Origin of the sequence: Pseudomonas sp. Sample_10, assembly GCF_004321495.1 — a bacterium.
Lineage (GTDB): Bacteria > Pseudomonadota > Gammaproteobacteria > Pseudomonadales > Pseudomonadaceae > Aquipseudomonas.
The window spans coordinates 12,595-36,830 of record NZ_RCOE01000164.1 but is presented as its reverse complement, the minus strand read 5'-3'; the positions used below and the strand labels follow the sequence as shown (position 1 = coordinate 36,830).

The 24,236-nt window shown below is 58.7% G+C and carries 27 protein-coding genes and 1 pseudogene; 15 read left to right on the top strand and 13 right to left on the bottom strand.

The genetic code is table 11. The features are described 5' to 3' along the window. A pseudogene (locus D8U18_RS16560) lies at positions 1-235 on the bottom strand (allantoinase); the annotation flags it as partial. Between the two features lie 435 nt (positions 236-670). On the opposite strand from D8U18_RS16560, the gene uraH reads away from it, so the two are divergent. Next, entirely contained in the window at positions 671-1,024 is a 354-nt protein-coding gene (uraH, locus tag D8U18_RS16555; protein ID WP_056853839.1) for a hydroxyisourate hydrolase, read from the top strand. 194 nt (positions 1,025-1,218) lie between these two features. On the opposite strand, the gene D8U18_RS16550 is transcribed toward uraH, so the two are convergent. From D8U18_RS16550 to D8U18_RS16540, 3 genes are all read right to left on the bottom strand, one after another. After that, positions 1,219-1,845 (bottom strand): LysE family translocator, encoded by a 627-nt coding sequence (locus D8U18_RS16550; RefSeq protein WP_056853838.1) that lies wholly within the window; start codon positions 1,843-1,845, stop codon positions 1,219-1,221. Between the two features lie 73 nt (positions 1,846-1,918). After that, positions 1,919-3,238 carry an NCS2 family permease gene (locus D8U18_RS16545; protein WP_236708441.1) on the bottom strand — a complete coding sequence of 440 codons (1,320 nt, stop codon included), beginning with the start codon at positions 3,236-3,238 and terminating at the stop codon, positions 1,919-1,921. 323 nt (positions 3,239-3,561) lie between these two features. After that, positions 3,562-4,008 carry a MarR family transcriptional regulator gene (locus D8U18_RS16540; protein ID WP_131108021.1) on the bottom strand — a complete coding sequence of 149 codons (447 nt, stop codon included), beginning with the start codon at positions 4,006-4,008 and terminating at the stop codon, positions 3,562-3,564. An 83-nt stretch (positions 4,009-4,091) separates the two neighbouring features. On the opposite strand from D8U18_RS16540, the gene D8U18_RS16535 reads away from it, so the two are divergent. Further along, the gene (locus D8U18_RS16535; RefSeq protein WP_131108020.1) at positions 4,092-5,258 is read left to right on the top strand and encodes a PLP-dependent aminotransferase family protein; all 1,167 of its coding nucleotides are present in this window, start codon (positions 4,092-4,094) and stop codon (positions 5,256-5,258) included. A 165-nt stretch (positions 5,259-5,423) separates the two neighbouring features. Here D8U18_RS16535 and D8U18_RS16530 read toward each other — a convergent pair whose 3' ends face one another. The 5 genes from D8U18_RS16530 to D8U18_RS16510 form a co-directional block, all read right to left on the bottom strand. Then, on the bottom strand, positions 5,424-5,795 hold the full coding sequence (locus tag D8U18_RS16530) for a glutathione S-transferase N-terminal domain-containing protein (RefSeq protein WP_056853834.1): 372 nt from the start codon (positions 5,793-5,795) through the stop codon (positions 5,424-5,426). Positions 5,796-5,899: 104 nt separating this feature from the next. Further along, on the bottom strand, positions 5,900-6,445 hold the full coding sequence (folE, locus tag D8U18_RS16525) for a GTP cyclohydrolase I FolE (protein ID WP_007988130.1): 546 nt from the start codon (positions 6,443-6,445) through the stop codon (positions 5,900-5,902). Positions 6,446-6,522: 77 nt separating this feature from the next. After that, positions 6,523-7,080 (bottom strand): Smr/MutS family protein, encoded by a 558-nt coding sequence (locus D8U18_RS16520; protein ID WP_056853833.1) that lies wholly within the window; start codon positions 7,078-7,080, stop codon positions 6,523-6,525. A 128-nt stretch (positions 7,081-7,208) separates the two neighbouring features. Beyond that, complete coding sequence (locus tag D8U18_RS16515) at positions 7,209-7,529, bottom strand: hypothetical protein (protein ID WP_056853832.1); 321 nt, start codon at positions 7,527-7,529, stop codon at positions 7,209-7,211. A 132-nt stretch (positions 7,530-7,661) separates the two neighbouring features. Next, on the bottom strand, positions 7,662-8,252 hold the full coding sequence (locus D8U18_RS16510; RefSeq protein WP_056853831.1) for a cysteine hydrolase family protein: 591 nt from the start codon (positions 8,250-8,252) through the stop codon (positions 7,662-7,664). Positions 8,253-8,491: 239 nt separating this feature from the next. On the opposite strand from D8U18_RS16510, the gene prmB reads away from it, so the two are divergent. Then, the gene (gene prmB / locus D8U18_RS16505) at positions 8,492-9,400 is read left to right on the top strand and encodes a 50S ribosomal protein L3 N(5)-glutamine methyltransferase (protein WP_056853830.1); all 909 of its coding nucleotides are present in this window, start codon (positions 8,492-8,494) and stop codon (positions 9,398-9,400) included. Positions 9,401-9,644: 244 nt separating this feature from the next. Here the strand turns inward: prmB and D8U18_RS16495 are convergent, their stop codons facing one another. Then, positions 9,645-10,436, bottom strand: a complete 792-nt coding sequence (locus D8U18_RS16495; RefSeq protein WP_130905426.1) for a hypothetical protein — start codon at positions 10,434-10,436, stop codon at positions 9,645-9,647. Between the two features lie 109 nt (positions 10,437-10,545). Continuing rightward, positions 10,546-11,544 carry an alpha/beta fold hydrolase gene (locus D8U18_RS16490; protein ID WP_056853828.1) on the bottom strand — a complete coding sequence of 333 codons (999 nt, stop codon included), beginning with the start codon at positions 11,542-11,544 and terminating at the stop codon, positions 10,546-10,548. Between the two features lie 84 nt (positions 11,545-11,628). Between D8U18_RS16490 and aroC the strand changes: the two genes are divergently transcribed. Genes aroC through D8U18_RS16475 form a run of 3 tightly spaced genes read left to right on the top strand, consistent with a single transcriptional unit; the run spans position 11,629 to position 14,479 of the window. Beyond that, the gene (gene aroC, locus D8U18_RS16485) at positions 11,629-12,720 is read left to right on the top strand and encodes a chorismate synthase (protein ID WP_054048587.1); all 1,092 of its coding nucleotides are present in this window, start codon (positions 11,629-11,631) and stop codon (positions 12,718-12,720) included. A gap of 28 nt (positions 12,721-12,748) precedes the next feature. Beyond that, positions 12,749-13,900: an MFS transporter gene (locus D8U18_RS16480; RefSeq protein WP_131108019.1), complete on the top strand. Its 1,152-nt coding sequence runs from the start codon at positions 12,749-12,751 to the stop codon at positions 13,898-13,900. Positions 13,901-13,945: 45 nt separating this feature from the next. Continuing rightward, positions 13,946-14,479 (top strand): acireductone dioxygenase, encoded by a 534-nt coding sequence (locus tag D8U18_RS16475; protein WP_131108018.1) that lies wholly within the window; start codon positions 13,946-13,948, stop codon positions 14,477-14,479. Positions 14,480-14,537: 58 nt separating this feature from the next. Here the strand turns inward: D8U18_RS16475 and D8U18_RS16470 are convergent, their stop codons facing one another. After that, a complete protein-coding gene (locus D8U18_RS16470) occupies positions 14,538-14,813 on the bottom strand; it encodes a DUF3509 domain-containing protein (RefSeq protein WP_056853824.1) in 276 nt (91 codons plus the stop codon). Positions 14,814-15,188: 375 nt separating this feature from the next. Here D8U18_RS16470 and D8U18_RS16465 point away from each other — a divergent pair, with 375 nt between their 5' ends. From D8U18_RS16465 to D8U18_RS16425, 9 genes are all read left to right on the top strand, one after another. Continuing rightward, positions 15,189-17,027, top strand: coding sequence for a long-chain-acyl-CoA synthetase (locus D8U18_RS16465; protein ID WP_131108017.1), 1,839 nt, complete (start codon positions 15,189-15,191; stop codon positions 17,025-17,027). Between the two features lie 110 nt (positions 17,028-17,137). Further along, positions 17,138-17,656, top strand: a complete 519-nt coding sequence (locus D8U18_RS16460) for an ankyrin repeat domain-containing protein (protein WP_056853822.1) — start codon at positions 17,138-17,140, stop codon at positions 17,654-17,656. 151 nt (positions 17,657-17,807) lie between these two features. Then, complete coding sequence (locus tag D8U18_RS16455) at positions 17,808-18,338, top strand: hypothetical protein (RefSeq protein ID WP_131108016.1); 531 nt, start codon at positions 17,808-17,810, stop codon at positions 18,336-18,338. Between the two features lie 81 nt (positions 18,339-18,419). Further along, entirely contained in the window at positions 18,420-18,611 is a 192-nt protein-coding gene (locus D8U18_RS16450) for a PLDc N-terminal domain-containing protein (protein WP_131108015.1), read from the top strand. Between the two features lie 209 nt (positions 18,612-18,820). After that, positions 18,821-19,054 carry a hypothetical protein gene (locus D8U18_RS16445; RefSeq protein ID WP_056853819.1) on the top strand — a complete coding sequence of 78 codons (234 nt, stop codon included), beginning with the start codon at positions 18,821-18,823 and terminating at the stop codon, positions 19,052-19,054. A gap of 214 nt (positions 19,055-19,268) precedes the next feature. Next, complete coding sequence (locus D8U18_RS16440; RefSeq protein WP_056853818.1) at positions 19,269-19,613, top strand: ribonuclease E inhibitor RraB; 345 nt, start codon at positions 19,269-19,271, stop codon at positions 19,611-19,613. Between the two features lie 385 nt (positions 19,614-19,998). Next, positions 19,999-21,408 carry a circularly permuted type 2 ATP-grasp protein gene (locus D8U18_RS16435; RefSeq protein WP_056853817.1) on the top strand — a complete coding sequence of 470 codons (1,410 nt, stop codon included), beginning with the start codon at positions 19,999-20,001 and terminating at the stop codon, positions 21,406-21,408. Positions 21,409-21,420: 12 nt separating this feature from the next. Next, positions 21,421-22,371: an alpha-E domain-containing protein gene (locus tag D8U18_RS16430; protein ID WP_056853816.1), complete on the top strand. Its 951-nt coding sequence runs from the start codon at positions 21,421-21,423 to the stop codon at positions 22,369-22,371. Next, complete coding sequence (locus tag D8U18_RS16425; RefSeq protein ID WP_130905430.1) at positions 22,368-23,177, top strand: transglutaminase family protein; 810 nt, start codon at positions 22,368-22,370, stop codon at positions 23,175-23,177. Before D8U18_RS16430 ends, D8U18_RS16425 begins: the two co-directional genes overlap by 4 nt. Before the next feature lie 205 nt (positions 23,178-23,382). Here D8U18_RS16425 and D8U18_RS16420 read toward each other — a convergent pair whose 3' ends face one another. Continuing rightward, positions 23,383-24,204, bottom strand: coding sequence for a cytochrome c (locus D8U18_RS16420; RefSeq protein ID WP_131108014.1), 822 nt, complete (start codon positions 24,202-24,204; stop codon positions 23,383-23,385). Positions 24,205-24,236 lie beyond the last annotated feature (32 nt).

Here is a 24,236-nt window from a genome sequence, read left to right as displayed (position 1 = left end):
TGCCATACTCGTAAAGCGATTCCATGCTCATGTTGCGCGCGCCTTGCAGCGGCTGGGCGGACACCATTTCCGAGAGAAACGCTTCGGACTCTTTATCGCCGTGCAGGATATTGCGCTCGCCGCCTTCTTCGTAATTGAGTACAAACGACAGGGCAATGCGGGCGTTGCCCGGCCAGTGTGGGTGCGGAGGGTTACTGCCGTAACCGATCAGGTCGCGAGGGTAGTCAGCGCTCACTGCAGTCTTCCTTCTTGTATGCGTGGTGACAGTTGGTGTGACGCGACTAAAGGTTGGATCACTGGCTGGCGTCACAGCGATGGGTTGATTGTATACAACTTTATATTCACTTTGTAAGCCTGATTTTTTGCATTTTTCGTTAACGGTCATCTTCACGTGCTACTGACAAGCACCTGCAAGAAATCTGCCCGACTGGTCAGTTAATGATTGCAGCGTATAGAAGGCATGAGGTTTCGCAGGAAAATGACAGAAATTTCTGTCATGGCGCTATCGGTCGCTAAAATGTCGTTTTTATTGTGTACAATTTTTTTGAAAAGTGTCTTAATCAATCGCTCGCCGCAGCTTTTCGTGCTCCGAATCGGTGCGGTCTCCTTTTCACCTGACTTCGGGAGGCGCGAAGTCTGACTGCTCCAGGCAGGCAGGCGCGCAGAATCAATGGGACGTTTGACTACACACGTTTTGGACGCTGCACATGGTTGCCCGGGCAGCTCGATCAAGGTCGAGTTGTACCGCGTTGAAGGTTCGCACCTGGAATTGGTCGCCAGCGCGATAACCAACAGCGACGGTCGTGTCGATGCGCCGCTGCTGCAGGGTGACGATTACCGTACCGGGGTTTATCAGGTTCAGTTCCATGCAGGCGATTACTACCGCGCCCGCGGCGTTCAGCTGCCGGAGCCGGCGTTTCTGGATGTGGTGGTGCTGCGTTTTGGCATCAACGCCGAGCAGGATCATTACCATGTTCCGCTGCTGATCTCGCCTTACAGCTATTCCACGTACCGCGGCAGCTGATCCCCCAAGCAGCTGCCACCACCTGGAAGCGACTGCGCATATAGCTTCTTTGGTCTTTCGCCCGCTCACACTGCGGGCTTTTTTTCGTCTGTGGAAAAGTGCTGACCGGGCTGACGCCATCGCGGGCAAGCCTTGCTCCTACAGGTTTCGTGTCGAATGACCGTAGGAGCAAAGCTTGCTCGCGATGCTTTTGCTTAACGACTCAACAAAGATGCCGCGCCCGCGCCACTGAACAACCCGGCACTCACCCGGTTGAACCAGCTCTGCCCCTTGCCGCTGCGCAAATAGCGCGCCGCACCATGGGCGCCGAGGCCGTAGGCTAATTTGCACAGCAGGTCCAGCACGGTCCAGGTCGCAATCATCACCAGCAACTGCGGCAGGAACGGCTGTTCGGCACTGAGGAACTGCGGCAGAAACGCGGCGAAGAACAGGATGTCTTTCGGGTTGCTGGCGCCGAGCATGAATGCACGGCCGAACAGTGCGCGAAAGCGCGGCACGGGCGCTGCCAGTGGCACTTCAGCGCCATGGGACGGTTGACGCGATTGCTGCCAGCTCTGCCAGGCGAGGTAGAACAGATACAGCGCGCCGACGATCTTCAAGGCGCTGAACAGCTGTTCCGAGGCCAGCAACAACGCGCCCAGGCCCAGTGCCGAGGCGCTCAACAGGCAAATCGAAGCGATCACCCCGCCGAGAAATGCCGGGTAGGAACGGCGCAGGCCGTAATTCAGGCTGTTGCTGATCATCAACAGTGACAGTGGCCCCGGGATCAGGATCACTACCAGTGCCGCGCCGCTGAACAGCAGCCAGGTTTCCAGACTCATCACTTTCCTCCATTTGCACAAAAGCCTCACCCGACGGGGTGAGGCTGTTTCGAAACGTGTCCCGCGTTAAGGCTTACAAGAAGATGAACTTGGCGATGAAGATCGCGCAGAGCACCCACAGGCTGACGGAAATTTCCTTGTACTTGCCGGTACCGGCCTTCAACGCCACGTAAGTGATGAAGCCCAGTGCGATACCGTCGGCGACCGAGAAGGTCAGCGGCATCATGATCGCGGTAACGATCGCCGGAATGCTGTCGGTCGCTTCATCCCATTCGATATGGGCCATGCCGCCCATCATCAGCATCGCGACATAAATCAGTGCGCCAGCGGTGGCGTAGGCGGGGATCATGCCGGCCAGCGGAGCGAAAAACATCGCTGCGATAAATAACACGCCTACGGTGACAGCGGTAAGACCAGTGCGACCACCCGCGGCTACGCCCGCGGCACTTTCCACGTAACTGGTAACCGGTGGCACGCCGACCACGGCACCGAATACGCTGGATGCGCTGTCGGCTTTCATCGCGCGGGAGAGGTTTTCGATGCGACCGTCAGGCGCCACCAGATTGGCACGTTGTGCCACGCCCATCAGGGTGCCGGCGGTGTCGAACATGTGCACGAAAAGGAACGCCAGAACCACACTGATCATGCTGACGTTGAATACGCCCGCGACGTTCATGGCCATCCAGGTCGGAGCCAGGCTCGGCGGTGCGGACATGATCCCTTCGTAATGCACCAGGCCCAGGCCCCAGCCGGCGAGGGTGACGGTGATGATGCTGATGAGGATCGCGCCGAACACCCGGTGGTAGCTGAGGATGGCGATCATCAGGAAGCACACGGCAGCCAACAGCGGGCCAGGCTCGCGCAAGGAACCAAGCTTGATCAGAGTAGCCGGGCTATCGACGACGATACCTGCGGTTTTCAAGCCGATCAGCCCCAGAAATAGACCAACGCCCGCGCCCATGGCGTAGCGCAGGCTTACAGGAATGCTGTTGAGCAGCCATTCACGAATCCTGGAAAAGGTCAGGATCATGAACAACACACCGGAAACAAACACCGCACCGAGGGCGGTTTCCCAGTTGTAGCCCATGGTGCCGACGACGGTGTAAGTAAAGAACGCATTCAGGCCCATGCCTGGTGCCAGGCCGACCGGCCAGTTGGCGTAAAGGCCCATCAACAGGCAACCCAGGGCGGCGGCGATGCAGGTAGCGACGAACGCCGCGCCATGGTCGATCCCGGCGTCGGCCATGATGTTCGGGTTGACGAAGATGATGTAGGCCATCGTGATGAAGGTAGTCAGACCGGCAATCAACTCGGTCTTCACCGTGGTGCCATGCAAGCTGAGTTTGAACAGACGTTCCAGCCAGCCATTGCGTAGTGGCGGCGAGAGATCCAGCGTCGATGCTTCGGATTTGCGGCTTTCCACAGCGAGTACTCCTCAAGAGTTTTATTTTTATTTCCAGGGCCGGACCCATGAGGGCGGCGGCGGCCCTTTGAGGCACTTGCGAATTTGTTGACCGGTTGGTCAGGAACTCGCACGAAGTGGATTATGCTTTTGTATACAAATAAAGCAAATAATGTTTTTGATTTTGTCGACGAAAGTTTTGGCAATAGGGATATATCGCCTTCGAAGGCCTCATCGCCAGCAGGCTGGCTCCCACTGGTTTGTGAACGCAGATCACTGTGGGAGCCAGCCTGCTGGCGATGGGGGCAGAGCAGTCAGTCAATAACAGTCTGACTTTTCCCAAGAGCCAGATTCACCGCCAACCACCCATCCACCGCCGTCTCACCAGCGTCTGCAAACACCCGCTCCAGCAATTTCACCTGCTCGCGACGCAGCGATTGCTCGAACCGTGCTCCGTCATCGGTCAGCTCCAACAACCGTTTCCGTTTGTCCGTCTGCGACGCCACGCTGTTCACCAAATGCATTTCCACCAACTGTCGTAGCGGCATGTTCAGCGCCTGTTTGCTCACGCCGAGCAATGCCAGCAATTCTTTCACGCTGAGGTTCGGGTAACGGGCGATAAAAAACACGATGCGCTGATGCACCCGGCTCAAGCCGCGGCGTTCAAGCATTTCATCGGCCTTGGCCGTGAAAGCCTGGTAACCGAAGAAAAACGCTTCCATGGCCTGTTGGTGGGAAATCGGGTTTTTAAGGTCAATCATGTTGACGTATCCGCTTGTGCTGTCGTAATTTCGGTCAACAAGTTTGACTCATTTTCCTCATGCCAGGCTACCGGGTGACTTCCATGGCTTTTTCCGAACGTGTCTCACGCCTTAAAAGTTCTTTGATCCGTGAAATCCTTGCCGCCGCTCAGCGCCCGCAGGTGATGTCGTTCGCTGGAGGTCTGCCGGCTGAGGTCATGTTGCCCAAGGTCGATTGGACCGACATGCCGCTGTCCATCGGCCAATACGGCATGAGCGAAGGCGAGCCGGCATTGCGTGAAGCTCTGGCGGCAGAGGCCCGGAAGTTGGGCTTACAGTGTGAGGCGAGCCAGGTGTTGGTGGTGAGCGGCTCCCAGCAGACCCTCGATCTGGCCGCCAAGCTCTACATCGACAAAGGCACCGAGGTTTTTCTCGAGGCGCCGACTTACTTGGCGGCACTGCAGATTTTTCAGTTGTTCGGCGCGGACTGCATCACTGTCCCATTGGAGGCTGATGGCCCGGACCTGGTGCAATTGCGCACTCGCCTGGCGCAGCATCGTCCTGCCTTCATCTACCTGATCCCGACTTTCCAGAACCCGTCCGCGGTGCGTTACAGCGAAGCCAAGCGTGACGCCGTGGCAGCCCTGCTCGATGAATTCGGCGTGACCTTGATTGAAGACGAGCCCTATCGCGAATTAACCTTCGATGGCGGCAGCGCGACCCCGATTGTCAGTCGTTTGAAAACAGCCAGCTGGATCTACACCGGTACCGTGTCGAAAACCCTGATGCCCGGTCTGCGCGTCGGCTACCTGATCGCCAGCCCCGACCTGTTCCCGCATTTGCTCAAGCTCAAGCAATCGGCGGACTTGCACACCAATCGGGTCGGCCAATGGCAAGCCTTGCAATGGATCGGCAACGAGCGGTATCGACAGCATCGCAGTGAACTGCGCGAATTTTACCGAGGGCGTCGGGATGCGTTCCAGGCCGCGCTGCAAACGCACTTCGCTGATCTGGCGGATTGGAACGAGCCGCAGGGCGGGCTGTTTTTCTGGTTGCGGCTCAAGCAGCCGCTGGACACTCGTACCTTGCTCAACGATGCACTGGCCAATGATGTGGCGTTCATGCCGGGCGAGCCGTTCTTTCCAGAACCGGACAAGCATCACGGCTATTTGCGACTCAACTTCAGCCATATCGAACCGGCGCGGCTGGATGAAGGGCTCAAGCGTCTGGCGGCAGTGGTGCGGCAAGCGCAGATAGATAAAGCGGCCTGAAATGAATAAACCGGCTGATGAGCCGGTTTATTTTTGTCCGGGATTTGTAGCATTTGTGCCGGCCTCATCGCTGGCGAGCCAGCTCCCACAAGTGATGTGAGCACCACAAGACCCTGTGGGAGCTGGCTTGCCAGCGATGGCGCCGGCTCAAACAATCCAAATCATTCAGGCTGCCGCAAACCGCTTGTCCAGATAATCAATAATCACCTTGGACTCATACATCCAGGTCGTCTGCCCATTTTCTTCAATCCGCAGGCACGGCACTTTGATCTTGCCGCCTTGCTCCAGCAGGGCCTGGCGGTCTTGCTCGTTGTTTTTCGCATCACGCAACGCCACCGGTACATTCAGGCGATGCAAGGTGCGGCGGGTTTTCACGCAGAACGGGCAGGCGTGGAATTGATACAGGGTCAGGCCCTTGGCGGCGGATTCGACCTGCGCCTGAGCAGCGGCGGGGCGCTTCTTTTTGCTTGGGCGGGTGATGAAGTCGATGAAGATGATCAGTTGGCCAAGGCCGACACGAAGCGCTTTTACGAACACGTTGAAAGCCTCACGGGGCAAATGAAGAAAGGCGCGCAGCTTACCTGATTTTTCACAGGCGAAAAAAAACCGGCGATGAATGCCGGTTTTCCTTGTGTTGCGAATTACTTGATGAGGCTGAGGAATTCGCTGCGGGTGGCGGCGTTCTCGCGGAACTCCCCGAGCATCACCGAGGTGATCATCGTCGAGTTCTGCTTTTCCACACCACGCATCATCATGCACATGTGCTTGGCCTCGATCACCACTGCAACGCCCAGGGCGCCGGTGACCTGCTGGACCGCGTCGGCGATCTGGCGGCTGAGGTTTTCCTGGATCTGCAGGCGGCGAGCGTACATATCGACGATGCGCGCGACTTTCGAAAGCCCCAACACCTTGCCGCTCGGGATGTAGGCGACATGCGCCTTGCCGATGAACGGCAGCAAATGGTGCTCGCACAACGAGTACAGCTCGATGTCCTTGACCAGCACCATTTCGCTGTTGTCGGAGCTGAACAAGGCACCATTGGTGACTTCTTCGAGCGTCTGTTCATAACCGCGGCAGAGGTACTGCATGGCTTTGGCGGCACGTTTTGGCGTGTCGAGCAGGCCTTCGCGGGACACGTCCTCGCCCAATTGGCCGAGAATCGCGGTGTAATTCTGTTCCAGGGACATGAAACTACCTGTGGGATTTTACGCAAAGGGCAAGGGTACGGTGGCGGACACGACGCTGCAAGCGTGACGCATCAGGTTTACTCGTCGCGACCTTCCATCATCGTGCGTTTGAGCATCACATAAACCGCTCCGGCACCACCGTGTTTCGCCTGGCAAGAGGTGAAGCCAAGTACCTGCGGATGCTGGCGCAGCCAGGTGTTGACGTGGCTTTTGATCATCGGCCGCTTGCCGTCCAGGCGCACGGCCTTGCCGTGAGTGACGCGCACGCAGCGGATTTCGAATTTGGTCGCTTCTGCCAGGAAAGCCCAGAGGGTTTCCCGGGCTTTTTCAACGTTCATGCCGTGGAGGTCGAGGCTGCCTTCGAACGGAATCTGTCCGGTCTTGAGCTTGCGCATCTGGCTTTCCTGAACACCGTCACGCGCCCACATCAGCTCGTCTTCCGGGCCGACGTCGATGACGAACTGATCGGACAGGCCGTCGACGGTGGTGGCATCCGTGCGCACGGTGGCGGCCTGACGCAGCTTGGCAATCTGTGCTCGGTCAGCTTTGGGTTTGCCGGTTTCAGCGCGATCGTGCTTGATCGGCTTGACGCCTTGGATAGCGCTTTTGAACAGGGAAAAATCGTCGTCTTGCATGTCAGCCTCCGCGAAGGGCGGCCAGTTTACCCAACTCCAGGCGAATGAGCGCGCATCAAAGTGCGCGGCATTCGGTGGCGACCTTGGTTCGCGACCTTGGTTCGCGACCTTGGTCCGCGAACTTGGTCTCAGTCGTGTTTTTTCATCAGGTGCGGCGACATGTTCAGCTCCCGCGACTGTCGCGAGCGGCGACGGCAGCGGCGCCACAGCCACACGCCGAGGTACAGCACGAACAGGCCAATCAGCAGAATCACTGCCGCACCGACCCGGTTGGTATTCATCTCACCCAGGGCCGGGGCGTGGCCCAACAGGCTGGCGATGCCGGCCATGGCGAGCAACACACCACTCGTCGCCAGCAGCGCAGCGAACGCCGCGCCGATTCGAAAACGCCAGTTACTTTGGCCTTTGGGCCGTAAGCGGCGAGCGTCAAAACCATCGGATAACTTCATTCCGACCTTCCTCAATGGGTATCGGCCCTTCGACCGGGAGTTGACCGGGATGTTCCTGAGGCTAAGACAATTACGGCTAATGAGAGGCTTTTGCGGATGAGCGGCGGTGCAGGCCGCTCATGTAAACACTGCTCAGACCAGGTCGTTGGTCTGGGCGACGGCGGCAAAGTTGTCCGCCATGATCGCCATTTCGGTCTGCTGAACATGCTCGGCGCTCAGGACGCCGCCTTTGTAGGGCAGATCGCGGGTGGCGCAAGCATCTTCCACCAGTGTGCAACGGAACCCCAGGTTTTTTGCTGCGCGCACCGTAGTGCTGACGCTGGAATGGCTCATGAAGCCGCAAACCACCAGGTCTACCGAACCCAGGTCTTCCAGGCGTTTTTTCAGATCCGTGCCATGAAAAGCACTCGGCAGGATTTTTTCGATCTTGATTTCACCGTCAAGTGGCTCCAGCCCAGGAATGAACTGGCCGCGCTCGCCGCGTGGATCAAACAACCCTCCAACGGTGCCGAGATGGCTGACATGCACGATCGGACGACCGGCCGCACGGGCGGCAGTCACCAGTTTTTTGATGTTCGCGACAGCCGCATCCATGCCGCTCAGGGCCAAAGGACCGCTGAGGTATTCTTTCTGGGCATCGATGATGATCAGGGTCGCATGACTCAGTTTGGCGGCGGCATAACCGCGGCCGCTGAGTTGAAACATCGTTTGTGGAACGGACATTCTGGGGCTCCTTCGAGTGGGGCTTTTGCGACATTGTCCTCCGGCTGAGCGCTTCTGTGAATCGCTACTATTGTAGGCACCGTCGTTACTGGCGTGTAGCGTTGTCAAGTGCTCCGTTTTGTTCAATACCGAACTGAAAAAAGAGATTAGTCCTACATTTGCCCCCGCGTTGTTCTCGCGTCGTCGTGGCGTCGTTTGACTGGTAGAATCGCCAGTCGATTTTTCTGGAGTTAGCCGTCGTGATCACTTCCCGCCTTCGCACCCTGCGTGACCATATCCGTTGGGCCGTCAGCCGCTTCCATGGGGAGGATCTGTTTTTCGGCCATGGGACCGACAACGCATGGGACGAAGCCCGTCAACTGGTGTTGGGTGCGTTGCATTTGCCGTGGGAAATTGCCGACAGTTACCTCGATTGCAACCTGGAAGAAGATGAAGTGGTTCGCTTGCAGCGGTTGCTCAAGCGCCGCATCGAAGAACGCATTCCAACCGCTTACCTGCTGGGCGAAGCCTGGTTCTGTGGCATGTCGTTCATTGTCGACGAGCGCGTATTGATCCCGCGTTCACCGATCGGTGAGTTGATCGAAAACCGTTTCACGCCTTGGTTGGGCACCGAGCCAGCAAGGATTCTCGACCTGTGCACCGGTTCCGGCTGCATCGGTATCGCCTGCGCCTACGAGTTTCAGAACGCCGAGGTGGTGCTGGCCGATCTGTCGTTCGAAGCGCTGGAAGTGGCCAACCAGAACATCGAGCGTCACGGCGTCGATGAGCGGGTCTATACCGTGCAGGGCGATGGTTTTGATGGTTTGCCGGGTCAGCGTTTCGACCTGATCGTGTCGAACCCGCCGTATGTAGATGCCGAAGATTTTGCCGACATGCCGGATGAATACCAGCACGAACCGGAATTGGGCCTGGCGTGCGGTGACGACGGGTTGAACCTGGTGCGGCGCATGCTCGCGCAGGCCGCTGATCATTTGACCGAAAAGGGCTTGCTGATTGTCGAAGTGGGCAACAGTCAGGTTCACGTCGAAGCGTTGTACCCGGAAGTGGACTTCGCCTGGCTGGAATTCGAGCGAGGCGGGCATGGCGTCTTCATGTTGTCAGCCCAACAGTGCCGCGATCATCAGGCGCTGTTCGCCTCGCGCGTCTGACCTGCCCTGATCCTTCCCACGCTCTGCGTGGGGATGCAGTCCGGGACGCTCTGCGTCCCAAGAGCCGAACGCGGAGCGTCCGTTGAGGCGTTCCCACGCGGAGCGTGGGAACGATCAGCCACCTCAACAAATATTGTGGCGAGGGAGCTTGCTCCCGCTCGAGCGCGAAGCGGTCGCCGAAAGAAACTGCATCGCACCCAGCGGGAGCAAGCTGCCTCGCCACAGATGAGTCCCTGCCTACCTATCAACGGTGCGTGGCAATCCAGATCAACAACCCCGCCTGGAACACTGCAAACGCCACCAGACAGGTAATGGTGAAGCGCAGTCCGGCGTCTTCGCGTTTGTACTTGCTGACCTTTTCTTCGTGTTTCTTGAGTTTCACTTCCTGCTCGGCCAGGTTCTGTTCGGCCTGCTGGAGCATTTGCGCCGCTTCAAGAATTTCCACGACCTGCAGTTTTTCCGTGTTCCAATCGCTCAACAGGTCGCCGACCCGCACCTCTTTAACGCTGCCCTTCAAATGCTGGGCATCGGCGTAAACCACATCAAAGCCGTGCACCCGCAAAAAATGGTCGCGACGCAGGCGAGTGTCTTCGTTCAGCGCGTCCTTGTTGTTCAAGTCAACGCCATCGACGGTGTAGCCAGGCCAGCGCTTTTTCGCCCAGACGATGCCCTGAGCCGCCATGAAGCGACCGATACCCCGATTCACCGGTTCAATCTGCAAACCGCTGTCCGGGCCGAAACGCACGCGTTTTTCGGCGTGATCGACCCACACGTCCAGATGATTCTGTTCCTTGCGCACACGCTGGCCGGGCAGGGTAATGCTCATGCGCATCAGGCTGTGCTGCTTGTCGTTGCGTTCGGCATAGCCGAATTCGACAAAGCGCAATGGGCGGCCACCGGTGTTGCGATCGGTCTGCAGTGGCGCCAGACGGAGCATTTTATGGTGCTCGACGTGGACGTCCGCCCATGGCAGCTCGACCGCTGGCGGTGTGTCTTGTTCAGCGGTGGTGTCGGGTGAAGTCTGGGTATCAGTCATAACGGCGAGATCCTGTCCAAGCTCAACTTGTCACCAGCCATTGCGCTGGCGACAAAGGCTTATCGGCCGTTTTTTTCAGGACTGGAGGGCAACACCGGTTAAACAGCGCTTAAGTGGAGCGAAGTCCGTCAATAAATTCGAGGATTTTCGCGCCCAGTTCCGCTGCCAGGGGCAAATTCGGATCCTTGTAGGACGCCAGCTGGCGTTTGACGTCGTTGGGCACGATGCGCATGACGTGGTTCATGCCTTCGATCAACACCAGTTCGGCGTCCGGCTTGGCCGCCTTGAGCAGCCGGGCATCGTTGACTCCGACCTGAATGTCATTGCTGCCCTGGATGATCAGCGCGGGCATTTTCAGCCTGGCAAACGCAGCGGCCGGATCCTGACGAAACAGGGAAATCAGATAGGGCTGCACGCTCGGACGGAAAATCACTTGAAGTTGCGGTGGCACGTTGTCGTCGGTTTTCCCGGCCTTGAGGCTGTCGAGCAGTTCATTACTACGCAGCATCAACGGCGGCGGCAGGCGATTGCTCAGTTGCTGGCGCAATACCTGATCGATTGGCCGGGCGCTGCCGGACATGGAAATGACCGCCGCCGCATCGACGTTGGGCGCGGCGAGGCTGGCGATCAACGCGCCTTCGCTGTGCCCCAGTAGAATCAGTTTGGCGAAACGCGGATCGGTCTTGAGCTTGCGACTCCAGGCCTCGGCGTCGGAAACATAGGCTTCCAACGTCAGGTTGCGCTCGTCCGGCGTGGCCGCCAGGCTCGCCGCCACACCACGTTTGTCGTAGCGCACACTGGCGATATTGTGTTTGGCCAGCACCCACGCCAACCGCTTGAGGCTGTCGTTGCGCCCGCCATCGGGGTTGTTTCCGTCACGATCCGTAGGACCGGAGCCGGAAATGATCAGGACAACGGGCACCGGCGTGTCGGATTTCGGCAACAACAACGAGCCGAAAAGCGTTCCACTGCCGGTGTCCAACGAGATCGGCCGTTGCAGAACGGTGGCCTGGGCGAAGCCTGTAAACAAGGTCAGGGTCAAGAGCAAAACTCGCAGCATCATCACGCCATCATTATCAAGATGCCGGTTGGACTCGCTGACACCCATAAGGTTCGAGGATGAACTACTTGGGTAGCCTGCGTATACTGGCGCGCATTATGTATTTGGGTTCGATTTCACGGAGCGTCCTGCATGTCCGGCAATACCTACGGCAAGCTGTTCACTGTCACCACCGCGGGCGAAAGCCATGGTCCGGCGTTGGTCGCCATTGTCGACGGCTGCCCGCCGGGCCTGGAGATTTCCCTGGAAGATCTGCAGCGCGACCTGGACCGCCGCAAGCCCGGCACCAGCCGCCACACCACCCAGCGTCAGGAAGCCGACGAAGTCGAAATCCTCTCCGGTGTGTTCGAAGGTCGCACCACCGGTTGCGCCATCGGCCTGCTGATTCGCAACACCGACCAGAAGTCCAAGGACTACTCGGCGATCAAGGACCTGTTCCGCCCGGCCCACGCCGACTACACCTACCACCACAAATACGGCGAACGCGATTATCGCGGCGGCGGTCGCAGTTCGGCGCGGGAAACCGCGATGCGTGTGGCGGCCGGAGCGATCGCGAAAAAGTACCTGGCCAGCCAGGGCATCGTGATTCGTGGCTACATGAGCCAGCTCGGCCCGATCGAAATTCCGTTCAAGACCTGGGATTCGGTCGAGGAAAACGCCTTCTTCAGCCCGGACCCGGACAAGGTGCCGGAACTGGAAGCCTATATGGATCAGTTGCGTCGCGACCAGGATTCGGTCGGGGCGAAAATCACCGTGGTCGCTGAAGGCGTGATGCCGGGCCTGGGCGAGCCGATCTTCGACCGCCTCGACGCCGAGCTGGCCCATGCGCTGATGAGCATCAACGCGGTCAAGGGCGTGGAAATCGGCGCCGGTTTCGCCAGCGTCGCCCAGCGCGGCACTGAACATCGCGATGAAATGACCCCGGAAGGCTTCCTCAGCAACAATGCGGGCGGCATTCTCGGCGGTATTTCTTCCGGTCAGCCGATTGTTGCGCATCTGGCGCTGAAGCCGACATCCAGCATCACCACGCCGGGCCGTTCCATCGATATTCATGGCAATCCGGTGGACGTGATCACCAAGGGCCGTCACGACCCTTGCGTCGGCATTCGCGCCACGCCTATCGCTGAAGCGATGATGGCCATCGTACTGATGGACCATCTGCTGCGTCACCGTGGGCAGAACGCCGACGTGCGCGTGAGCACGCCGGTGCTGGGTCAGCTCTAATGGCTGACTTCGCAGCTGCTGCAATCTGATGGTTGCGGCGGCGCTCCCGTACTGGCGGCTCTCCAGTTTCTATCTGTTTTATTTCGCTTTGCTCGGTTCGACAGCGCCGTTTCTGGCGCTGTACTTCGATCACCTGGGGTTCAGCGCCGCACGCATCGGCGAACTGGTGGCCATCCCGATGCTGATGCGTTGCGTGGCGCCGAACATCTGGGGCTGGCTTGGCGATTACACCGGTCGACGGCTGGCGATCGTGCGTTTCGGCGCGGTGTGCACATTACTGACCTTCTCGCTGATTTTCGTCAGCAAGACCTACGCCTGGCTGGCGATGGTCATGGCCTTTCATGCGTTCTTCTGGCACGCGGTGCTGCCGCAGTTTGAAGTCATCACCCTGGCGCATCTGCAAGGGCAGACTTCGCGCTACAGCCAGATTCGCCTGTGGGGTTCCATCGGTTTCATCATTACCGTGGTTGCGCTGGGCCGTCTGTTCGAATGGCTGAGCCTGGACATCTACCCGGCGGCGCTGGTGCTGATCATGGCTGGCATCGTGCTGAGCAGCCTGTGGGTACCGAACGCACAGCCGGCTCCGGGTAATCGGGTGGCGGGAGAGGGGTTTGTCAAGCAACTGCGCAGCCCCGGCGTGCTGGCGTTTTACGTTTGCGTTGCGTTGATGCAGATGAGCCACGGGCCGTATTACACCTTTCTGACCCTGCACCTTGAACGCCTGGGCTACAGCCGCGGCGTGATCGGCATGCTGTGGGCGGTGGGCGTAGTCGCCGAAGTGTTGATGTTCCTGGCCATGAGCAGAATTCTTGCGCGTTTCTCGTTACGCCAGGTATTGCTGGCGAGTTTTCTGCTGGCGGCACTGCGGTGGTTGTTGCTCGGCACGTTGGCGGAATTTCTGTGGGTGTTGCTGTTTGCCCAGGTCTTGCACGCGGCGACGTTCGGCAGCTTTCACGCCGCAGCCATTGCCTTCGTGCAACGCAGCTTCGGTGCGCGCCAGCAAGGTCAGGGCCAGGCATTGTACGCCGCGCTGGCCGGCACGGGCGGCGCCATGGGTGCGTTGTATTCCGGCTACAGCTGGAACGCTCTCGGCGCGGCATGGACCTTTAGTATTGCCAGCCTCGCCGCCGTCGCGGCTGCGGTTATCATTGCCATACGTATGCAAGAGGACAGGCCGTGAGCGCCGGTCACTGTCCTTGCCATGAACCGTTAAGGAATTGCCCTGATGAGCAGCCTGTCCGTATACCACGTCTCCAGCCCTGAGATTCCCAACAAGGTGCTGACCCATCTCGAAGACATTCAATCGACCCTGGCCGAGCACGGCGTGCGTTTCGACCGCTGGCAAGCGGCTGCGAAAATCCAGCCCGGCTCGAGCAAGGAAGAAATGATCGCCGCCTATCAGGGGCAAATCGATAAGCTGATGACTGAGCGCGGCTACATCAACGTCGATGTGCTCAGCGTCACCGGCGATCACCCGCAACAAGACCAAATGCTCAAAGAGCAGCATCTTGGCGAAGATTTGGTGCGATTTTTCGTTGCCGGTCGTGGCTTGTTTAACCTGCACATCGACGATTACGTCTATGCCGTGTTCTGCGAGAAGAACGACCTGATTTGCGTGCCGGCCGGCACCCGGCACTGGTTCGATAGGGGGGAGCACCCGCATTTCGTGGCGATCCGCCTGTTCAATAACCCGCAAGGCTGTGAAGCCAACTTCACCGGCGACGATATTGCCAGCCAGTTTCCGCGTTTGGAAGACTGACAAAAAACCTGTGGGAGCCAGTCTGCTGGCTCCCACAATTTTTCAGCGCTTTCAGCGTTTACAGCGAATGATAAGTCGGCAGTGCAAATCGCTGCTGGCTCTGCAACATCGAGATTTGCGGCAGTTCGCTGGCCTGTTCGGCAAGGTCGCGGCGAATCGCGCTGATGACCCACGACAGTTGATCGCCATTGTGCAATTGCTGGTAGGAAATCGAGCGTTTGAATTCTCGGCCGTCGCCACGCAGGGTCAGCAGGATTCCACCGTCAGGTCGCGCTTGGGTGGTGACTTCGAAGTTGGAGAACAAAGACGAAAATTTTTCTTGGATCAGGCTCATGTCTATCAGCTCCGTTAGCTCTTGAATGGCAAGCGTGGGGAGAGAGTTGCAGTGATTGTGCCAGTATCCTGTTTTATAAAAATCTTATATAAATCAATAACTTACCAAAAGCATGGATTTTCACTTCCTTGCAAATTGCATGAATAGCCATCGTGCATCCTGCATTTTGCGGGTTTCTCGGCAATTGGATTGAACCATTGGGCAGGCATGCGCTCCTGCATTTCCCGGAACCGTTGCGGTCGACATCGCGGATCGCAGATCAAGATCGCAGATACAAAACATTTCAAAAACCGCGTGTACAGCTCAAGAACCGTTGACGTATTTTCGGGCTCAATCAACGCCGCCCGACAATAAAAAGATCGAACGGGAGCAGCCATGAGCCGCACATCAAGCGACACGATCACCTGGAGCATGATGCTCCGCAAGCTGCCTGCCATCGCCAAAGCCATTCCACGCGTGGTGAAGGGGATGAAGGTAGCCAACGTCAAGGATCCGACCCAACCGTGTGGCCTGGGGTGGAGTTTCGAGCAAGCCACCCTGCGTAATCCTGATGGCCCGGCATTGCTGCACGGCGACGTTTCGCTGACTTATGCGCAGGTCAATCAGTGGGCCAATCGCATTGCCCATCATTTGATCGACCAAGGCATCGGCAAGGGCGACGTGGTGGCGCTGTTCATCGAGAACCGCCCGGAGCTGCTGGTGACAATTTTGGCAGTGGCCAAGGTTGGTGCCATTTCGGCGCTGCTCAATACCTCACAAACCCGCGACACCCTGGTGCACAGCGTGAACCTGGTGACGCCGGCTGCCATCGTTGTCGGCGAGGAGTTGGTCCCGGCGTTTTTGGCAGTGCGCGAGAAACTGTCGATCGATGCGTCGCGCACCTGGTTTGTCGCCGATCAGGACACCTGGAGCCATCCGGGAATTGCCCCGCTCGGATTCATCAATCTGATGACCGCCAGCATCGACGCCAACAGTGAAAATCCGGCAAGCAGCCAGCAGGTTTTTTTCGATGACCCTTGTTTCTACATCTACACCTCCGGAACCACGGGTTTGCCCAAGGCCGGTGTGTTCAAGCACGGGCGCTGGATGCGCAGCTGCGCCAGCTTCGGGATGATTGCACTGGATATGCGGCCCGAGGATGTCGTCTATTGCACCTTGCCGCTGTATCACGCCACCGGATTATGTGTGTGTTGGGGCTCTGCAGTCAGCGGCGCCTCGGGATTCGCCATCCGCCGCAAGTTCAGTGCCAGCCAGTTCTGGAGCGATGTGCACAAGTACCGGGCGACGACCATCGGTTACGTGGGCGAATTGTGCCGTTACCTGGTCGATCAACCGCCCAGTGCCGACGATGGCAAACACGGGGTCAGGAAAATGATCGGCAATGGCCTGCGCCCCGGTGCATGGGCCGACTTCAAGAGTCGTTTTGCGGTGGATCACATTTGCGAGCTGTATGCCGCCAGCGACGGTAATATCGGTTTCACCAACATTCTGAATTTCGACAACACCGTGGGTTTTTCCCTGATGGCGTGGGAGTTGGCGGCGTATGACCACGACAGCGGGGCGCCAATCCGTGGCGCCAATGGTTTCATGCGCAAGGTCGGTAAAGGCGAGCAAGGCTTGTTGTTGGCCAAAATCGACGACAAGGCGCCGCTGGACGGTTACACCGATCCGCAGAAAACCGAGAAAGTCGTCCTCTGCGATGTCTTCGAGAAAGGCGACCGATACTTCAACACCGGTGACCTTCTGCGCAACATTGGCTTTGGGCATGCCCAGTTTGTCGATCGGTTGGGCGACACTTATCGCTGGAAGGGCGAGAACGTCTCCACTACCGAGGTCGAGAACATCCTCCTGCAGTTCCCGCATATTTCCGAAGCGGTGGCTTATGGCGTGGAAATCCGCAACACCAACGGTCGCGCCGGCATGGCAGCCATTACGCCAGCGGAATCTTTGGCGACGCTGGATTTCAGCGAACTGCTGGCCTTTGCCCGTCAGCAGATGCCGAGCTATGCGGTGCCGTTGTTCTTGCGGGTGAAAGTCAAAATGGAGACCACCGGGACGTTCAAGTACCAGAAGACCCGGCTCAAGGACGAAGCCTTCGATCCGGGCAAAACCGGCGATGACCCGATCTACGCCTGGCTGCCTGGTACCGACACTTACGTGCAGGTCACCGGGCAAGTGCTGTCGGACATTCAGGGTGGCAAGCACCGTTATTGAAAACGGCGCCATTGAATGTGGCTATAGGTGCGCATCAGAAAAAAGAAGTGACAGTGTCGGGGCTGCTCGGGAAACTGTCGGCTTTTACGAATGACACAATGGAGTGCCCGATGTCCGACAAAAGCCGCCAGATGACCCCCGAAGAAGCTGCCGAGTTTGCCGAACAGGTATTCAACAAAGCGCGCGAGGGCGATGCGGCCATGATGGCTGCGCTGCTGAGCAAGGGCCTGCCGCCCAACCTGCGCAACCACAAGGGCGACACATTACTGATGCTGGCCGCGTATCACGGCCATGTGGACACGGTGAAAGTGTTGCTGGAACACAAGGCCGATCCGGAAATCCGCAATGACAACGGCCAGAGCCCCATTGCTGGCGCCGCGTTCAAGGGTGACCTGGCGGTGATCAAGGCGTTGGTTGAAGGCGGCGCGCAGGTGGAAGGTTCGTCATTCGACGGCCGGACGGCGCTGATGATGGCTGCGATGTTCAACCGCGTCGAAGTCGTCGATTACCTGATCAGCAAAGGTGCCGACGCCAAAGCCAAGGATGCCAATGGCATTACCGCGCTGGATGCCGCCAGGACAATGGGCGCTACCGATACCATCGCGCAGCTGGAAAAACTGCTGGGCTGATTGCCTCAAAAAGATCGCAGCGTTCGGCGGCTCTTACCAGGGAACGCGTGTTCCTTGCCGGCGCTGCCGTAGGCTGCGATCTTTTCGTTTTTGAGGTTAACCTGCGGTATCCTTCGCGCCCTCAAAATTCCCTCGCTACAGGATTTACCCCATGAAAGCCGCACTCGTCGAACTCATCAGCAAAATCAGCTCCGGGTGCATGGGTGATGACGAAATCCACAAAGTCACTGACGAAGCGGCCCAGGCTTACGCGGATCCTCAAGGTTTTCTGACGGCCAACCCGGACATCAACTACGACGACACCTTCCCGATCCCGTTGGGTGAATGGGTGGTTGTCGGCAGCCTGCCCGAAACCGTGCTGTTCCAGGCCGACACCTACATGGACCTGTTCGCACAGATCGTCGCTTCGTTCGGCCCGGGAGTCGATTTCAACCTCAAGCCCAAGCAGTTGGCCAAGACCGAAGCGCTGACCGCGCTCAATCGCATCCAGGTGCAGATGAGCAGCCTGAACAAGGAAAACGGCGGTTACACACTGATGAACTTCAGCCAATTGCTCGATGACGAGTTGCAGGTCGTGCTGGTCTACGGCAATGACCTGCCGCGGGTGCTGGAGCTGTGCGCCGAAGTCGGCATTGCGGCGGCACCATCCCTCGAAGCGTTGAAAGTCGCCATCCACGTCTGAGGCGGTAAGCTTTCAATAAAAGGGAACCCTGGCCATGGCCGGCTATCCTAAGGGGGCAGATCACTCTTCGGGAGCGTCACTATGGGTTCCACCTTCAACAGCCTGGTTGGCCTGATCATTCTTGCCCTGGACATCTGGGCAATCATCAACGTGCTGAAAAGTGGCGCCGGAACGGGGACGAAAGTCCTCTGGGTGCTGTTGATCCTGTTGCTGCCGGTTTTGGGCCTGATCATCTGGGCAATCGCCGGGCCGCGGGGGAATGTACGGATCTGACCTGATCTCAGGCAGACGTGCCAACCTTGTCGGAACGAACCCGCTCGCGATAGCGGACTATCAGCGCTCAATGGCTGTCCAAAAAACCACTTTCGCGAGCAGGCGCGCTTCTGCGTCTTGAACTGTAATTGATCCAGCGGAACGATTAGCCAGCTACCCAGGTCGAGATAGGTGTAAGCCCATTTGCGGGTTTGATCGAGGAGGCTCCGATGTCCAAGTGGAAAGTCACTTTCGTGGATGATCATGGTGAAACAATCGACGAAGTCTTCGAGTGCGAGGAATGCCCAAGCCATGAGCAGGCCGCCAAACTCATCAAGGAACGACTCCTTCCCGTCGCCGCTGAACTGGATCTGAACGATCTGGAAGGGCGAACCGCCGATGCGGGCGTCAAAAGCCTGAAAACCCAGAACAGCATTCAAATCCTCGGCATCACGCCAAACTGAACACTTCCTGTCACATTCGCAACCAGGCCTTGGCAGCGGCTCTATCTTGGGGCTAATCTGCAAGCGAGATCAGCGAATGGATCGCTAAGGTCTGGTCTTGTCAGCTCCATGCTTGTTTCCCGTCGGCACATCGGTTGCCGAAGCGTTCGCACCATCGGGTTGCGCGCGTCAGGGAGTACGGAAAGTCTATCCATCAGTTTCAGGAGGACGTTTCATGAGCACAGCCTATCAAGAAGACATCAGCAGCAGCGTGTTGCGCCGCATGAAAGAAGGCGGTTTTGATTTTTCACGGTTCCACCCCATCGAGTTCTACGCCATTTTCCCGGACGAGGAGCGGGCACGCAGGGCGGCACGACAGTTCCATCATGGTGAATGCCTGAATGCGCAGATCAGTGTGCGCGACGATGGCGCATGGGCGCTCGAACTGAGCAAAGTGATGTACGCCACCTACGATGACATCGGCGATTTCGAACAGGGTTTCGAAGCGGTGGTCGAGCCCTTGGGCGGCATCATTGAGGGCTGGGGTGTCAAGCAGGAGGTACGAGGGCGACTCGCATAACCTTATGAACAGTTACAAGCATCAGTAACGGCTGACCTTTGGGTTGGCCGTTTTCGTTTTTGATCGCGTATTTGATTCACAACATTTCGCAGAGGCAAAAAAAACCGCCCGAAACGGGCGGCTAAAGGGAAGTTCGGTCAGCTTTTCAGCGAATGAGCGGATTATCCCCAGCGTTAACCGGGCAGTGAAATCAACTCTGACTATGCTGGTGATAGGCGACAACAGCGCCTTGCAATGAAGCGGGGGCGATCAGGTTGGGGCGTTTGCCGCACAGGATTGGTGCGGCGAATCCGCGTTGATAATCCAACCGATTGAAATCAAAGCGTTTATGCCGATGGCACGGGCCTTGCGAAGGCCTGCATGTCCGGGTGACAAGGAGTACGGCATGATCCGCACCTATTTTGATGAGATGTACGATGCCGGCGGCCAGGTCCGCCCGCATTATCGGGAGTTTGCCCGTTGGCTGGCCGAAACGCCTGACGAGCTTTTGGCGCAACGGCGACGCGAGGCCGATCTGTTATTTCATCGCGCCGGGATTACTTTCACGCTCTACGGTGATGAGCAGGGGACAGAGCGCCTGATTCCCTTCGACACCATCCCCCGCAGCATCCCTGCCAGTGAGTGGCGCGTTGTCGAGCGCGGCTGCATTCAGCGGGTCAAGGCGTTGAACATGTTCCTGGCCGATCTCTACCACGAGCAACGCATCATCAAGGCCGGGATCATTCCAGCCGAACAGGTGCTGGCCAACGAGCAATACCAGTTGGCGATGCAGGGGCTGGATTTGCATCGCGATATCTATTCGCACATTTCCGGTGTCGATCTGGTGCGCGACGGTGACGGCACGTACTACGTGCTTGAGGACAACCTGCGGACACCGAGCGGCGTCAGCTACATGCTTGAAGACCGCAAAATGATGATGCGTCTGTTCCCCGAACTGTTCGCGGCACAACGCATCGCCCCCATCGACCACTACCCGAACCTGTTGCTCGACACCCTGAAAAGCTCAAGCCCGATCGACAACCCGAGCGTGGTCGTCCTGACGCCGGGGCGCTTCAACAGCGCATTCTTTGAACATGCATTCCTGGCGCGGGAAATGGGCGTGGAGCTGGTGGAGGGCGCGGACTTGTTCGTGCGCGACGACAAGGTCTACATGCGCACCACCGACGGCCCCAAAGCCGTCGACGTGATCTACCGTCGCCTGGACGATGCGTTCCTCGATCCGCTGGCGTTCAACCCGGATTCGATGCTCGGTGTGCCGGGGCTGCTGTCGTCTTACCGTTCCGGCAACGTCGTGTTGGCCAACGCCATCGGCACGGGGGTGGCGGACGACAAATCGGTGTATCCGTTTGTCACCGACATGATCCGTTTCTATCTGGATGAAGAGCCGATCCTCAAGAACGTTCCCACGTGGCAGTGCCGTAATCCTTCTGAACTTTCCCACGTGCTGGCCAATCTTCCAGAACTGGTGGTCAAGGAAACCCAAGGCTCCGGCGGTTACGGAATGCTGGTGGGGCCGGCGGCGACGGCTGCGGAAATCGAAGCCTTCCGCGCGCGCATCATCGCCAAGCCCCACGCGTATATCGCGCAACCGACGCTGTCGCTGTCGACCTGTCCGACCTTTGTCGAAAACGGTATCGCACCGCGCCATATCGATTTGCGGCCGTTTGTATTGTCAGGCCGTGAAACCCGGGTCGTGCCCGGCGGTTTGACCCGTGTCGCCCTGCGTGAAGGTTCCCTGGTGGTGAATTCCTCCCAGGGTGGCGGAACCAAGGACACCTGGGTGGTCGAGGATTGAAGGAAGCCTGTCATGTTAAGTAGAACTGCCTCGGATTTGTATTGGATGTCGCGTTACCTGGAGCGCGCGGAAAACCTCGCGCGGATGCTCGACATCAGTTATTCGTTGTCACTGATGCCACAGGATGGCCGTGGCAACGGTTTGCACGAACTGGCCATGCCGCTGCTGATTACCGGCACGCTGGACGATTACCTCGAACGCCACGGCGAATTGCACGCCGAGCGGTTGCTGCATTTCTTCGCCCTGGACGCAGCCAACCCGGCCAGCATTTACAGTTGTCTCGGCGCCGCACGGGCCAGTGCCCATGCGGTGCGTGGGCGAATCACCGCCGACATGTGGGAAAACATCAACGCCACCTGGCTGGAAATTCGCGGGATCGCCGAACAAGGCCTCAGCCGCTACGGCATGAGCCGTTTCTGCGAGTGGATCAAGGAGCGTTCCCACCTGTTCCGAGGTGCGTCCTACGGCACCATCATGCGTAACGACGCCTTTCGCTTCATTCGCTTGGGCACCTTTATCGAAAGGGCCGACAACACGTTGCGCCTGCTCGACGCCCGTTACGAAATGGCCGGCGATCAGGCGGAAGCGGTCAGCGACGGCACGGCTCACGCCTATTACCAGTGGAGTGCGCTGCTGCGGGCACTGTCGTCCTTCGAGGCCTACACCGAAATCTACCGTGACGCTCCCGGTGCGCGGCATGTCGCCGAATTACTGTTATTGCGGGCGGATGTCCCGCGCTCCCTGCGCGCCTGCACCGAGGAGATCGACCAGATTCTCGCCCAGCTACCAGGGGCTAACGGCCGGCCCGCGCAACGTCTGGCGGCGGAAATCGACGCGAGGCTTCGTTACACCGGCATCACCGAAATTCTCGACGAAGGCCTGCACGCCTGGCTGACCGAGTTCATCCCGCTGGTGCGCCAGTTGGGCAACGCGATTCACAGTTCCTACCTGGAGGCTGCATGAGACTTTCCATAAGCCACGAGACCACCTATCACTACGAAGATCAGGTGCGGGCGAGCATCCAGTACCTGCGACTGACACCCCACGACAGCGAGCGCCAGCACGTGCTCAGTTGGCAGCTCGACCTGCCGCGCCCGGTGCGTGCGCAACTCGACCCGTTCGGCAACATCCTGCACGTACTGACCATGGACGAACCCCATGAGGCGATCATTATCGGCGCCCGGGGCCAGGTCGACATCGACGAACTGCGCGAAGCCGAGCACGAGAGCCAGTCGGCGCTGCCGTTCCTGCGCTTTACCCGCTTGACCGAAGCTGACGCGGCAATGCGTGCGTTTGCCGAAAAAGAGTGCAAGCAACGTCGGGACCGTACGGCACTGATCGACTTGATGCATGGCCTGAACCAGCACATGACCTACACGCCGGGCGCTACCGAAGTGGACACCAGCGCCGCACAAGCCTTCGCCGGGCGTTCAGGCGTGTGCCAGGACCACACTCACGCATTCCTCGCCTGCGCCCGCAGCCTGGGCATTCCGGCGCGGTATGTGTCGGGTTATCTGTACAGCGAAAACAGCGAGCACCTGGCCAGTCACGCCTGGGCTGAAGCCTGGCTCGATGACGCCTGGTACAGCTTCGACGTGACCAACCAACTGGCGCGCCCCGAACGTCACCTGAAACTGGCGGTGGGCCTTGATTACCTGGATGCCTGCCCGGTTCGCGGCATGCGTCGGGGCGGCGGGTGTGAGCAGATGCATGCCAAGGTCCTGGTGACCCCAACGCCTGCGCCAGTGATTTCCGTGCAACAACAGTAAGCCAGGACACCGCAGAACCCTGTGGGAGCGGGCTTGCCCGCGATTGCGGTGGTTCAGACACTATTTCAGTAACCGGCAGTTCGCCATCGCTGGCAAGCCAGCTCCCACAGGGTGTGAAGTCGGTCGCGAAATCTGTGGCACCACAAATCACTGTGGGGCTTGCCCGCGGCGATCGCCTGCAGGCTGGCTTCCACAGAAATGCATGTCAGGGCTTAACCTTACGCCCTGTCATATGCTTCAAATACCCCACCAACATCTGCAGATCCTCATCCGGCAAAACCTCGGCCGAAAACCCCGGCATTTTTGCCTGCGGCCACTGGCGCAAGCTCTGCGGATCGCGGATGTAGCGCTTGAGGAAGTCAGCGCCGAAATATTCGGTGGGGTTGTACGGAATGTTCAGGTCCGGTCCGAACTGCGCATCCCCGGCACCGTTCAACCGATGGCAGGCCAGGCAGTTTTTCTGGAACAATGCAAAACCCTTGTTGACCGGATCGTCGGCCCTTAACGCAGGGTCCGGCAGCAGGGCAGGGAAGCGCTCGGCCACCGGGGCCAGGCGCTTGATGCTGGCGACTTCGAACGGCCATTGTTCCGGGCTGATATTGCCCGCCCGCGGATCGGTCCAGACCAGATAAAACGGCCCGGCGCTGTGCTTGCCTTCGGAAAGTGGCGGCCAGGGTTTGGCGGGGTCTTCAATTGCCAGCCAGGCGCGAGCTCCCTCGCTGTTGAGCAGGGGCGCAGCCGCCAGTTCAGCGGCAAAACCGTCAAGCGCCACGGCTTGCAGGTGATCGTCAGGCTTGATACCGGTCAACAAGGCGGCCAAGGGCACGGCGCGATAGCTCATGTCGCGCTTGTAGGAAACGTCATTGGCGATGGTAATGGTCTGGATCTGAGGATGCTTGAGCAACTCCTCGGTTTGCCAGGTGCGGCCAACCGCGCCCAGCTCCAGGTTGAGCTGTGCGGCATACGAGGGCGTGCTGAGCAGCAAAGCCCCGAACAGAATGAGCGTTTTCAAAGGATCGCCGTCCATGTCGTGGAAGTGCCCCAAAGGTTGGCACAGCC